Origin of the sequence: Mucilaginibacter gracilis (assembly GCF_003633615.1) — a bacterium.
GTDB lineage: Bacteria > Bacteroidota > Bacteroidia > Sphingobacteriales > Sphingobacteriaceae > Mucilaginibacter > Mucilaginibacter gracilis.
This window is the reverse complement of record NZ_RBKU01000001.1, coordinates 2090342-2103878: the sequence shown is the minus strand read 5'-3', so window position 1 is coordinate 2103878 and position 13537 is coordinate 2090342. Positions and strand designations below refer to the sequence as shown.

Sequence of the window (13537 nt, the reverse complement as noted above, 5' to 3'; positions counted from 1 at the left end):
AAATTTAAAAAACACTTAACAATTTATTAGCATGCATGCAACGTTTTAAAAAACTGCGTGTCATTTAACCTGAAAGCTGATTAAAATTTGGAAGCCGTATATGTAGACAAACACTACAACCTGGTGGTTGAGTGTAAACAGGGAAGCAAAAAAGCGCATTACGAGTTATACAAATTATACTCGAAGGCGATGTTAAACACCGCCTTCAGGATAGTTGATAACCTTGACGAGGCGCAGGATGTATTGCAGGAAGCTTTCCTGGATGCCTTTGCGCGGATAAAAGATTTTAGGCAGGAAACAACTTTTGGCCTTTGGCTAAAGCAAATTGTGGTACACCGCTGCATTAACCAGCTGCGCAAACGCAAAATGGAACTGGTTGATATTAACGACGAGCAAATTGAAAACCTTGCCGATGCAGATGAAGCCGATGACGGCGAACTACAATATAAGGTTGACCAGGTTAAGCAAGCCATGAAACTGCTGCCCGAAGGATACCGGGTTGTTTTATCGCTTTATTTACTGGAAGGGTATGACCATGAAGAAATAGGACAAGTTTTAAACATCAACGAAAATACATCACGAACACAATTTTTAAGAGCAAAAAGAAAGTTAATTGAAATTTTGAAACAGAAAGGGATAACATCATGAGCAAGCGATTAGAAGATTTCATCAAAACAAACAGTGCCGATTTTGATGAACTGGAACCGGAAAATGATTTGTGGAACAACATAGAGAAAAAACTGCGGTTGCCCGAAGCACAAGTGCCAAAGCGCGAAGCCAAAACCTTTACACTGGGTTTTGTAATGCGGCTGGCAGCTTTAATTATAGTAGTAATGGCAATAGGGTTTGCATTTTACCTTAAAACCCACAATGGCAGCGCGGGGGTAAATTTGGCAGCCATTAACCCCGAATATGCAAAACAGCAGGTACATTATACATCGCTTATACAAAGCAAACGTACCGAGCTAAAAACCCTCGCCAAAAACGACCCGCAACTTTACCGCGAGTTTAGCGGCGAGATTACCAAAATGGATTCGACCTATAAAAAATTAAATAGAGATTTAGCCACCAGCCCCGACCAGGAAAGTGTTTTACGTGCAATGATCCGGAACTTGCAAATACAAACCGACGTGCTCAATCAGCAATTACAGGTAATAGAACAGTTTAATCAAATGAAAAAAGAACAAAGTCATGAAATCAAAGATATTTAAAGTATTAGCATATACATTCATCCTAATGCTGGCCATACACGGCTATGCCAGCAGTCAGGATGTATCTCCCGACAAGGAAAAAGAGATGGAAGCCAAAATGGCTAAAATGGAAGCCCGGCTTAAAGCAATGCAACAAAAGCTGGATAGCTTGAAAACTAACGATGGCCACTTAAATGCCATTATAGTTCAGGGTTTTGGTAACAAACAGTTAAAAACATTTAAGGCTCCGCCCACGCCCCCTGCAAAACCCTTACAGGTAATGCCCCCAATGATAGTTGCCAGCGGCGGCTCCATTAACCAAAGTTACAGTAGTTCAAATTCCGCCTTTAGTGGCGGCGGGGCTATCGTAGCTGTAGCAACCACTAATGGCATTACCAAGCTTAATTATGATAGCGGCAAAAACCCGGAGGAGAAGATTAAAAGCGGCGAAATAAAAGAGAAGGTAAAAATTTACAGCAAAAGCTACCCGGTTAACTCGGACGATAAATTGCAAATCAATAATAGCTTTGGCAAAGTAACCATTAACACCTGGAACAAAAACGAGTTTAAGGTTGATATTGAAATGAAAGGCATTGCCAACGACGACGATAACGCACAAAAATTATTGGACGGTATTAGCATAACCGACAGTAAAGATAATGGCGTTATTTTATTCACCACAAAAATTGAGAGCCAAAACCGGTCGTGGGGTTCGTGGAACAACAATGGCAAAAGCTACGTGAGTAAGGCCGAAGTAAACTATACTGTTTACATGCCGGCAAAAAATTCGTTAGAAATTAAAAACAGATTTGGTGCCGTAACCCTGCCCGATTTTAAAGGAAAACTTATTGTTAACACACAATACGGCTCGTTTACTGCTAAAGAACTTACCAATACCGAAAACGAAATATGCACCCTCTTTACCGATGTTAATATTGGCTCTATAACCGGTAGTACTTTAAATTGCCAGTATGGCAACGGTGGTAACGGCGTTAAAATAGGCAGCGCCAATAATTTAAAATTTGATGCCCAGTTTATCTCGTCAGACATAGTGAAGCTTAAAACAGCCGCCAATATTACAAACCGCTATGGCGAAGGCATAAAAATTAACGATATTGATAAAAATTTAAAAAGCTTAAACATTAGCTCGGCATTTGCACCGGTTGCCGTTGAGTTAAAAAGCAGCGATAATTTTGATTTTGATGTAACCGTAAAAAACAACAGCAACGGTTTTAAATATAACGATGATGTGGTTAAAATAACCTGCAAAACACCAGCCAACGACGAGCACCGTTGGAGCGCCACTAAAAACTATAAAGGCCATGTTGGCAAAGGCAATAGCGATGCCAAAGTTACCATTACTACAACGTACAAAACCGTTCAATTTTTTTAATAGTTTTTTAAAAATTAAACAAAAACCTTTGCCTGTAATTGGGCAAAGGTTTTTGCGTTTTATAACGCTTGCACTTAGTTATACCAAACCATTTAAGTAACTATGCGTTGCTTAAACAAAGTTTAATGAAACAGGCTATCAGTATTTTTTGGTTTCGCCGCGATTTACGGCTTAACGACAACGCAGGTTTATACCATGCCCTTAAAGGGCCAAACCCTGTTTTACCGCTATTTATTTTTGATAGCGAAATACTGGATAAACTTGCCGATAAAGATGATGCCCGGGTATCGTTCATTTATAAAACGGTTGAAGCTTTGCAGGGCCAGCTTAAACACCACCACTCGTCCATACTGGTTAAACACGCCAGGCCTTACCAGGCCTGGGCCGAAGTATTGGACCAATACAACGTAACCGCAGTATACACCAACCACGATTATGAGCCCTACGCTGCTACGCGCGATGGTGAATTGAAAACTTTTTTTGCCGCAAAGGGAATTGCTTTTAACACTTATAAAGACCAGGTTATATTTGAAAAAAACGAGGTTGTAAAAGACGACCAGAAACCCTATACCGTTTTTACCCCCTACAAGCGCAAGTGGTACGATAAATTAAAACCATTTTATTTAAAACCTTATCCAACCGAAAAATATCTGGATAATTTGTTTAAAACAAACGCCTTTGATACTCCTACCCTAAAGCAGTTAGGTTTTGTTGAAACCAAAACTGCTTTCCCGCCAATAGCTTATGTTAATATAATTAACCATTATGCCGAGCGGCGCGATTTCCCGGCTGTAGAAGGCACATCGCACATTGGTTTACATTTGCGTTTTGGCACCGAAAGCATAAGGCAACTGGCCCATGATGCCAACCTGGCCATCGAAAAAACATGGCTTAACGAGTTAATTTGGCGCGAGTTTTATATGATGGTTTTATATCATTTCCCCAACACGGCCACCCATGCCTTTAAACCCGACTACGAAGGCATTAAATGGCGCAATAACGAACATGAGTTTAAGGCCTGGTGCGATGGCCAAACGGGTTACCCTTTAGTAGATGCCGGTATGCGCCAGTTAAACCAAACCGGCTATATGCATAACCGGGTACGCATGGTAACGGCCAGCTTTTTGAGTAAACATTTGTTGATTGACTGGCGCTGGGGCGAAAACTACTTTGCCCGTAAATTATTGGATTACGAAATGGCCAGCAACGTTGGCGGTTGGCAATGGGCCGCAGGCTGCGGCACAGATGCTGCCCCATACTTCAGGGTTTTTAGCCCCGAGTTGCAGTTGAAAAAATTTGACCCCCAACTTCAATACATAAAAAAATGGGTTCCGGAATATGCCGACTTCGGCAAATATCCAAAACCCATTGTTGACCACGCCTTTGCGCGCGACCGTTGCCTTAAAGCTTTTAAAGAGGCTTTAAGCAAATAATATTAATTTAAAAATACATACTAATTCGTAATAATGTTTTTCAAAGACAATATAGAAATTTGATTAAATAAAAAATCAAAAACATTATTACCATGAAAAAAATCAAAAAAACAATTAGCTATCTGGCTGGTATCACTTTGATATCATTGGCCTTATTAAACATTAGTTTCAAAAACAAGCCAACGGAAACCCGGATACCTCGGCTTGTAAACAGTTCTGCCTTAGTTAGCCTACCTTGCGGCTTTACAAGTAAAGCCACAGTAACTTATTCGGCAAGTTCATCTTTTATTGGGCCAAATACAATGTACCCAATATTATCAAGAACCGGCTCATATACATTGCCTCCGCCATACACCGCGGGTACGCAGGCTATACCTACTACAATGTATAATGGGTCTGGCGCAGATAAAATTATCCTTCAATCCGATGGAAATTTGGTTATATATCATGGCTCGACAGCATTATGGTCATCCAACACCAATGGTTCTGGTGCGCAGTACCTTTTTTTTCAAGCCGATGGAAATTTAGTGTTGACTAATGGCGACCCATCTAGGACAGGAACCACCGTTTATTGGGCATCAAACATTTATAGTAGTTGCTCCGGCAGTCAGGATGTACGGTTGATATTTCAGAATGACGGAAATTTAGTATATCTGTACCCAACGGGGGGCGCTAATCAATGGTATCAACTTGCCGATACCGGAAGTGGCGGTCAGGGAGTCAGTACACATTTTGGTAGTATATACTAATGGGATAGTGTAACTTCCAATAAAAAAGAGGCTGCATTTTTCACACAGCCTCTTTTTTATTGAATGAATTTACGTTCTATCAGTTGCTAACACTAATTACGTTAATATCATAACGCAAACAGCTAAACGCAGGAATAGTAACAGTACTACCCGAATATGTCGATTGCCCGTAAGACTGAGATGACGGCGTTATTATAGATAGTTTAGAACCTGCTTTTACATGTGGAAGAACATCTTGCCAGGCAGGCCTCTCATCCCATAATGTAAAAGTATATGCAGCGCTACCGTCGGTAGTGTTAGCTTGCTCAGCAATAGTACCGTTAAATAAAGTACCTGTGTATTGAACCCCAACAGTAGAATTCATCCCGATCACATCGGTACCGGTACCTACTTGTATTTCTCTGTAATACGAACCCGAAGCTGTTTTTTGGTACTGGCCTGTTAAGCCGTTGGCGGCCATATATTTTTGAATGCTCAAGTCGTCATAAGCAGCTTGCTTGGTATCATCAAGTATAGTGATTGTATAATCTAAACATTGGTTACCGCCAATTATACTGTACACAACCGTGCCCGAGGTATTGTAACCGCTAAGGGTTGTGCCGTTAATACCATATGCCAGGCGCGATGGTATAAGCACTCTTATTTTTGTACCCTTATATTTAGCTATGCTTTTTATTGCTAATTGCAGGCCATCGGGTGTAACATAAGCCGAATAGGTATAGGTGTGATTGAAAATTGTATCGGTTGATGAGTAAGAACCATCAAAAGATTTTACGGTGTAAACAAACGAAACCCTGTCCGAATAAGCAATGGGCGTGGCCGTAACCGGAGCCGGGGTAATTATCTGGTAATAAATACCTGTAGTATCGCCGCCAGATGTATCGCGTTTCATTACCGCTGATAAGTTGTTATTATTGATATAGGTTTTTATCTTATCTTCATCGTATTGCTTTATGGTAAAATCGCCGCTGTTTTTGCGGCACGACAATAGGCCGAAAGCACAAAATACCACAAGGGTATATAAAGTTTGTTTCATTATTAGTTGGTTATATCGTAAAGTTTTATTGTAAAATCAAGTATAGCATTTGCAGGTAAGCCGTAGTCGCTTTGCGGATATGGCCCGTAAGCATATCCCGAAGGTACTATTAGCCTAATGGTGCCGCCCTTTTTTATCAGCGGCAGGCCCAATTGCCAACCCTGAATAACGGTACCCAGCGCAAACGAAGGATGAAACACACCAAAATTATTAATAAAAGTGCTGCTACTGCCTAGTAAACTGCCCTTATAGCCAACGGTTACCAATGTTGAACTGGTGAACAATGCACTACCTGTACCCAAGGTATCAATAATGTAAAATTCGCCGGTTGTTTTTATCTCTTTGGCCACGCCGGTAAGGTTATTATCTGTAATGTATTTGTGTATAATAATGCTGTCGGCAGCGGCTTGCAGGCGTGCGTTATCTGCAAGGGTGTTTACTTTACCACACCCGCTTATAATTATGCCCACAATAAAACTCAACAACAGTATTTTGCCCATTTTATTAATAAAGGGCAAATTTATCCTTTTAAAATTCAAAAACAGAACCTTAACACTTTTTAACACTTTTTTTATCAAATTAATGTGAGGGCCGGGGTGTTTAGTGCCTTTTGCATTTACTAAACGCATAAAACGTTTGTTTAGTTTGTGTTGTACATTATTGAGTTTTTAACGCAAAAAAGCCGTTGCAAAAAAGCAACGGCTCGTACTATATATATTAATGGTCAGTTAATAACAATATTTATTGGCCTCAATAATTTGTTTGGCCACGCGCTGCCTTGCATCCTTAATATTAAACGGATTGGTTTTGGTAAAGCGTTTAAGGCCCATCATCATGGCGGTAAATTCGTCGCCTTCGGCAAACGAGTTTAAGGCTTCTTTTCCGGCTATGTAGGTATGGTCAACCGCCTGGTGCAGGTATATCCTCATCATATCTAACTGCCCCTTGCAGGCGTCTTCACCGCGCATATTGACCAATTTCTCGGTACGTAACAGGGTCGATTCGGCAACATACACATAACCAATAATATCGGCAATGTTCATCAATATCTCCTGCTCTTTACCTAAGGTAGCCATTAATTTCTGAACGGCGGCACCTGCAATCATTAACCCTGTTTTCTTTAGGTTTTTGAGTATCTTTTTCTCGTAAGCAAAAGGCGAATCATCTTCGGCACCAAAATCCGGAATAGCCATCAGCTCTCCGGCAACAGCCATAGCGGGTGTCATTAAATCAAGCTCGCCTTTTAGGGCGCGTTTTAATAACATATCCACAATCAGCATCCGGTTAATCTCGTTTGTGCCTTCAAATATCCGGTTAATGCGGCTATCGCGATAAGCGCGCTCCATCGGTGCCTCGGCACTATAACCCATGCCGCCATATATTTGCAAACCCTCGTCAACAGTATAATCCAGCGTTTCCGATCCCCAAACTTTCAGTATGGCACACTCAATAGCAAATTGCTCGGTCGATTTTAGTTTGGCCTTGCCACTATCCATCCCTCCGGCTACTAACGATTCGTAGGCATCCTCAATGTTTTGCCCTGCACGGTATGCCGCGCTTTCGGTAGCATAAATACGGGTTGCCATTTCGGCTATTTTATAGCGGATGGCACCAAATTTTGAAATAGGCAGTTTAAACTGTACCCGCTCATTGGAGTAGTTAACCGCATAATTAAGCGCCATGCGCGATGAACCGATAGCGGCAGCCCCTAATTTAATACGACCAATATTCAAAATATTAACGGCTATCTTAAATCCGTTTTGACGCTCGGATAATAAGTTTTCAACCGGAACAGGGCAATCTGTAAAGAAAACCTGGCGGGTTGACGAGCCTTTGATACCCAATTTATGTTCTTCGGGGTTCATGCTGATACCGCCGAATGTTTTTTCGACGATGAATGCGCTCAAATTGGCGTCGTCGTCTATTTTAGCGAAAACCACAAATACATCGGCAAAACCACCATTGGTGATCCACATTTTTTGCCCTGTAATTAAGTAATGCGTACCGGCATCGTTCAACTTGGCCTTGGTACGGCCCGAGTTAGCATCCGAGCCCGAATTTGGTTCGGTTAAGCAGTAAGCGGCTTTCCACTCGCCAGTACCTAATTTGGGTACGTATTTAGCCTTTTGCTCGGCGTTACCGTAGTACAGTATAGGCAAGGTGCCAATACCCGTATGAGCAGATAATGCCACGGCGAAAGAATAACCTGCACCAATAGCATCGGCAACCAGCATTGAGGTATTAAAGTTTTTGCCAAAGCCGCCGTATTCTTCGGGGATAGAAACGCTCAGCAAACCCAATTCGCCGGCCTTATCCATCAAACTGGGCATTAAGCCTTCTTCCTGCGAATCGATACGATCAAGATTTGGGAAAACCTCTGCGGCTAAAAAATCCTCACAGGTTTTTTTAATCATCTGCGATTCCTCGTCAAACTCTTCAGGAATAAAAATATCCTGCGCGTCGGTTTCGCGAATAACAAATTCGCCACCTTTAATTACTTTTTTTTCTATAGTTTCCATTTTGCTAGTATTGAGATTTGCGTATTGCGTATTGCGACACCCAACGCATGAATTATTTATTTAATGTTTTTTGCAGGTTATAGGTCGTCTTTTGGATCTCATCAATATTATCTAATACCTCGTCACATAATTGAGTATCAATAAATCCTAATCTATTGGCAATTACCATTTGTGTTTGCAGTTCGTAAGAAGAACCATTGGCTATACCTAAAAATTGCTTGAACTCACCATTCGTATTTCTACCTGCACCCTCAGAAATATTTGAAGGAATTGAAACTGACGAACGTCTGGTTTGCGAGATTAAGCCAAACCGCTCATCTGAAGGAAAGTCGGCAGAAATCTTATAAACCTTCACTGCAAGATCGATTGCCTTATTCCAAACTTTAAGTTCCCTGATATTATGCATTATTACAGATAATTTAATCCTCAGTTTTTAATCGCATTACGCAATACTCACTACGCAATACTATTCTTATAACATTTCAAACACACCCGCAGCACCCTGGCCCGTACCTACGCACATCGTTACAATACCATATTTCTGGTTGGTACGCTTCAGCTCATTCATTAACTGCACAGTTAATTTAGCACCGGTACAACCCAGCGGATGGCCCAATGCAATAGCACCGCCGTTTACGTTAACTTTTGTTTGATCGATACCTAATTCGCGTACCACTGCTAACGATTGCGATGCAAAGGCTTCGTTCAATTCAAATAAATCAATTTGGTCTAAAGTCATACCAGCTTGAGCGAGTGCTTTCGGGATAGCGTAAATTGGGCCAATACCCATAATACGCGGCGGCACGCCTGCCACGCCGTAGCTAACCAAACGGGCTATAGGTTGTACGTTCAATTCTTTCAGCATTTTCTCCGATACTACCAGCACAAATGCAGCACCGTCCGACGTTTGCGACGAGTTACCTGCCGTTACTACGCCATCGGCCATAAAAACGGGCTTTAGTTTAGCCAGTTTATCAATACTGGTATCGGCACGCGGGCCCTCGTCGGTATCAACTACGTATTCTTTGGTTTTCTTTTTCAGGTTGGCATCCAAATAGGTTTCCTTTACGGTGATAGGCAGTACGCCTTCTTTCATGTGCCCGTTTTGGATGGCCTTGATCGCCTTTTGGTGCGAGTTATACGAAAACTCATCCTGGTCTTCGCGGCTAACTTTATACTCCTTAGCAACAGCCTCGGCAGTTAGGCCCATGTTCCAGTACCAATCCGGATGCGTCATGGCTACGGTTTCGTTAGGGACAATTTTCCAGCCTCCCATCGGTATTGTAGACATTACTTCTACCCCACCTGCAATAATACAATCGGCCATGCCGGCGCGTATTTTGGCCGTAGCGGTAGCAATAGTTTCCAGGCCCGATGCGCAATAACGATTCATCACCACGCCGGGTACCTTATCGGTATCTAATCCCATTAACGAAATTAAACGGGCAACGTTTAAACCCTGCTCGGCTTCGGGCGTAGCATTACCCACAATTACATCGTCTATACGGTCTTTATCAAGCCCCGGAACCGATGCCACTAAAGCACGGATTACCTCCGCTGCCAAATCATCGGCCCTTTTAAAACGAAAAACACCACGCGGGGCCTTGCCAACTGCGGTTCTGTATCTTGCTATAATATATGCTTCTTGTGCCATTTTGTTAGTATTGAGTAGAGCGTATTGCGTATTGCGATACTAACTCAGTTATTTAATTCGCAATACGCTATACGCATATCGCAATACTATTCTAATTCCTCAGAGGTTTCCCCTTTGTTATAATCGATTGTATTCTTTCCAAGGTCTTTCTTTCTCCGCAGAGCGATAAAAATGCTTCGCGTTCCAGGTCCAGCAGGTATTGCTCGGTAACTAACGTTGGTGATGATAAATCGCCACCGCACATTACGTAGCCCAGTTTCTCGGAAATCTTTTTATCGTGTTCTGAAATATAATGGCCCGAATACATGGAGTTAGCACCAATGTAAACCATGCCTAAACCGGCCTTGCCAAGCACCTTAATATCTTTACGATGTGCGGGTTGCGTATATCCGGCATCGGCCAGCTCAATTGCTTTTTCTTTGGCATCGGCAATGAGCCTGCTGCGGTTCATGCTGATGCTGTATTTATCTTTAAGCAAATAACCCAAATCGTAAGCTTCGGCGGCTGATGTTGAAACCTTGGCCATGCCAATGGTTAAAAAGCGATCTTTTAAAATATTCTGTTCTATCTGGCCTTCCTTAAACTCGTCGGATGTCCGGAGCGTAAACTCTTTGGTACCGCCGCCGCCCGGAATTAGCCCTACACCAAACTCAACCAAACCCATATAAGTTTCGGCGTTTAACTGTACGTGGTCGGCATGCAAGCAAAACTCGCATCCACCGCCCAGGGTTAGGTTATGCGGCGCAACAACTACTGGGATTGATGAATAACGGATGCGCATACTGGTGTTCTGGAACATTTTAACGGCCATATTTACCTCATCCCATTCCTGCTCAACGGCCATCATAAATATCATACCCACGTTTGCACCTGCCGAAAAGTTTGCACCATCGTTACCAATTACAAGGCCGCGGTAATCTTTCTCGGCCAAATCAATGGCTTTGTTAATGCCTTGCAAAACTTCGGCACCAATGGTATTCATTTTGGTATGAAACTCCAGGTTTAAAATGCCATCGCCAAGGTCGGTAATGGTTGTGCCGCTGTTTTTCCAAATGGTTTTATTTGCGCGAATGTTATCCAGTACAATAAAGCTTTGTGTACCGGGTATTGCTTTATAACTTTTGGTTGGGATGTCGTAATACAATTTAAGGCCGTTCTCCACTTTATAAAAAGTTTCGTTGCCGGCATCTAACATCTCGTGTACCCAGGCTGCTGCTTCGTTGCCTTTTTCTTTCATTTTGGCAACGGTATATTTAATACCCAAAGCGTCCCAAACCTCAAACGGACCAAGTTCCCAGCCAAAACCGGCCCTTAGTGCGTCGTCAATACGGTATAGCTCGTCGGATATTTCGGGGATCCGGTCGCTCACATATTCAAACAAACCATAAAACGAGGTGCGGAAAAATTCGCCTGCCTTATCGGTTCCTTTGGCATAAACCTTCATCCGCTCGCGCAGGTTCTCAACAGGCTTGGTGGCATCCAGCGTTGCCGATTTAACTTTAATCTGCGGCTTATATTCCAACGTTTTCAAGTCGAGTGCTAAAATTTCGCTTGAGCCATCGGCGTTTTTTACTTTTTTGTAAAAGCCTTGTTTAGTTTTATCGCCCAGCCATTTGTTTTCGGCCATCTTTTTCACGTATTCGGGCAGCACAAATAAATCGTGAGCCTTATCGTTGGGCAAATTGTTGTATAAGCCGTTGGCAACGTTTATCATGGTATCTAAACCAACCACATCGCTGGTGCGGAAAGTGGCCGATTTTGGCCTGCCTAAAACTGGCCCGGTAAATTTGTCCACTTCTTCAACAGTCAAATCCATTTTTTCTACCAGGTGCAACAGTGCCATAATAGAGTAAACACCTACGCGGTTGGCTATAAAGGCCGGAGTATCTTTACATAAAACGGTTGTTTTACCTAAAAATTTATCGCCGTAGTGCATCACAAAATCAACCACTTCGGCGCTGGTATGCGGCGTTGGGATAATTTCGAGCAAGCGTAAATAACGCGGCGGATTAAAAAAGTGAGTTCCGCAAAAATTGGCCTTAAAATCGTCGCTGCGGCCTTCGGCCATCAAATGGATGGGGATGCCCGATGTATTTGATGTAATTAAAGTGCCCGGCTTACGGAATTTTTCAACCTGGTCGTAAACCTTCTTTTTAATATCCAGGTTTTCAACCACTACTTCAATAGTCCAGTCGCAACCGGCAATATCTTTCATGTTGTCGTCAAAATTGCCTGTTGTAATTCGGCTAACTACCGCTTTGGTGTACACCGGCGACGGGTTAGACTTAATGGCCGATTCGAGTGCCGCATTTACAATGCGGTTTTTCACCTTCGGGTTATCAAGTGCTAAGCCTTTAGCCTGCTCGTCGGGCGTAAGGTCTTTGGGTGCAATATCAAGCAGCAACACCTCAACGCCAATATTGGCAAAGTGGCACGCTATACGCGACCCCATAACGCCCGAACCTAAAACAGCTACTTTTTTAATTAATCTTTTCATGGCCTCATTCCAGCCTTCTCCAAAAGGAGAAGGAGTTTTATTTAATAGTTTATATAATTCCCGCCGATAACCACATCCAAAACCCTCTCCTTTGGAGAGAGGTTTGGGTGAGGCTATTCGGGTTTATAATCAAGTGTTAGTTGATTAATTTTTTTCAATGTTTCGGTTAACTGGTTTTTATCGCTTTCGCTGATGTGGGTGTTCAAGTAGTCGTTAAACTTGCGTACAACAACCCTGGCCAAATGCCTTTTTTCGCGGCCCAAATCGGTTAGGTGTATTTTAACCGAGCGTTTATCGCCTTTGTTAGATTCGCGGTAAATTAGCCCCATCTCTTCCAGGTTGGTTAACATACGCGACAAACTGGTTGATTTTAGGCCCAGCAACGCCGCCACCTGCGACACCGTTGTACCCTCTTTATCATTGATGTTGATAAGCAGATAACCTATAGACTGGGTTATGCCAAACTCGGATGCCAACTGGTTATACCGGTTAGCCACCGTTTGCCAAACTACTTTCAAATAATAATCGATGGTTTCTTGTTGGTTCATATTTACTATGCAAGCATAACAAATATATAAAGTAACATTTTAATATGCAAGCATAATTGTTAGGAAATTTTTTTGCTATAAGCTTTAAGCTACAAGCCGTTAGCTTGCCTTACTCTTTAAGCATTTTAATTAAGCTTGCGAGCATTTTTTGCACCTCAGCAATTTGCTCAATAATTTTATTAGCGACATCCTCCGAAATATAATTGAGCCGTTTTGACAGCAACAATTGCGTTTCCACTTCAAAGGCCGAACCCAAACCACGTTGCAAATATTCGCCAAAATGTTTTTGGGTAGAAGCACCGGCGCCTTCAGCAATGTTTGATGGTATAGAAACTGCCGCTCTCCTTATCTGTGAGATCAAACCAAATTTCTCTTCCGATGGAAATTTATTAGTAACATCATAAATAACCACCGTTAATTCCATTGATTTTTGCCACACCAGGTACTCCTTAAAATTACGCATATAATTTCTTTCAAAAAATCAAAGCTTGTTGCTTGCAGCTAAAAGCTATCAGCTA

13 protein-coding genes are annotated in these 13537 nt (G+C 42.3%); 5 read left to right on the top strand and 8 right to left on the bottom strand.

Annotated features, from left to right (window positions below; translation table 11 throughout):
• Positions 1–87 precede the first annotated feature (87 nt).
• The 5 genes from BDD43_RS09075 (at position 88) to BDD43_RS09055 (ending at position 4765) form a co-directional block, all read left to right on the top strand.
• Positions 88–648, top strand: coding sequence for an RNA polymerase sigma factor (locus BDD43_RS09075; protein WP_121197382.1), 561 nt, complete (start codon positions 88–90; stop codon positions 646–648).
• Positions 645–1211 carry a hypothetical protein gene (locus tag BDD43_RS09070; protein WP_121197381.1) on the top strand — a complete coding sequence of 189 codons (567 nt, stop codon included), beginning with the start codon at positions 645–647 and terminating at the stop codon, positions 1209–1211. Before BDD43_RS09075 ends, BDD43_RS09070 begins: the two co-directional genes overlap by 4 nt.
• Complete coding sequence (locus tag BDD43_RS09065) at positions 1192–2583, top strand: hypothetical protein (protein WP_121197380.1); 1392 nt, start codon at positions 1192–1194, stop codon at positions 2581–2583. Before BDD43_RS09070 ends, BDD43_RS09065 begins: the two co-directional genes overlap by 20 nt.
• Positions 2584–2708: 125 nt before the next feature.
• Positions 2709–4016 (top strand): cryptochrome/photolyase family protein, encoded by a 1308-nt coding sequence (locus tag BDD43_RS09060; protein ID WP_121197379.1) that lies wholly within the window; start codon positions 2709–2711, stop codon positions 4014–4016.
• 92 nt (positions 4017–4108) lie between these two features.
• Positions 4109–4765, top strand: a complete 657-nt coding sequence (locus BDD43_RS09055) for a hypothetical protein (RefSeq protein ID WP_121197378.1) — start codon at positions 4109–4111, stop codon at positions 4763–4765.
• Between the two features lie 79 nt (positions 4766–4844).
• Here BDD43_RS09055 and BDD43_RS09050 read toward each other — a convergent pair whose 3' ends face one another.
• From BDD43_RS09050 to BDD43_RS09015, 8 genes are all read right to left on the bottom strand, one after another.
• A complete protein-coding gene (locus tag BDD43_RS09050) occupies positions 4845–5801 on the bottom strand; it encodes an FKBP-type peptidyl-prolyl cis-trans isomerase (protein WP_121197377.1) in 957 nt (318 codons plus the stop codon).
• Positions 5802–5803: 2 nt separating this feature from the next.
• Positions 5804–6301, bottom strand: coding sequence for an FKBP-type peptidyl-prolyl cis-trans isomerase (locus tag BDD43_RS09045; RefSeq protein ID WP_162847009.1), 498 nt, complete (start codon positions 6299–6301; stop codon positions 5804–5806).
• A 228-nt stretch (positions 6302–6529) separates the two neighbouring features.
• The gene (locus BDD43_RS09040) at positions 6530–8320 is read right to left on the bottom strand and encodes an acyl-CoA dehydrogenase family protein (RefSeq protein ID WP_121197375.1); all 1791 of its coding nucleotides are present in this window, start codon (positions 8318–8320) and stop codon (positions 6530–6532) included.
• A 52-nt stretch (positions 8321–8372) separates the two neighbouring features.
• Positions 8373–8726: a four helix bundle protein gene (locus BDD43_RS09035; RefSeq protein WP_121197374.1), complete on the bottom strand. Its 354-nt coding sequence runs from the start codon at positions 8724–8726 to the stop codon at positions 8373–8375.
• A 66-nt stretch (positions 8727–8792) separates the two neighbouring features.
• Complete coding sequence (locus tag BDD43_RS09030) at positions 8793–9974, bottom strand: acetyl-CoA C-acyltransferase (protein WP_121197373.1); 1182 nt, start codon at positions 9972–9974, stop codon at positions 8793–8795.
• A 91-nt stretch (positions 9975–10065) separates the two neighbouring features.
• Positions 10066–12471, bottom strand: coding sequence for a 3-hydroxyacyl-CoA dehydrogenase/enoyl-CoA hydratase family protein (locus BDD43_RS09025; RefSeq protein ID WP_121197372.1), 2406 nt, complete (start codon positions 12469–12471; stop codon positions 10066–10068).
• A 113-nt stretch (positions 12472–12584) separates the two neighbouring features.
• Positions 12585–13019 carry a MarR family winged helix-turn-helix transcriptional regulator gene (locus BDD43_RS09020; RefSeq protein ID WP_121197371.1) on the bottom strand — a complete coding sequence of 145 codons (435 nt, stop codon included), beginning with the start codon at positions 13017–13019 and terminating at the stop codon, positions 12585–12587.
• 109 nt (positions 13020–13128) lie between these two features.
• On the bottom strand, positions 13129–13482 hold the full coding sequence (locus BDD43_RS09015; protein ID WP_121197370.1) for a four helix bundle protein: 354 nt from the start codon (positions 13480–13482) through the stop codon (positions 13129–13131).
• Between the last annotated feature and the right edge of the window lie 55 nt (positions 13483–13537).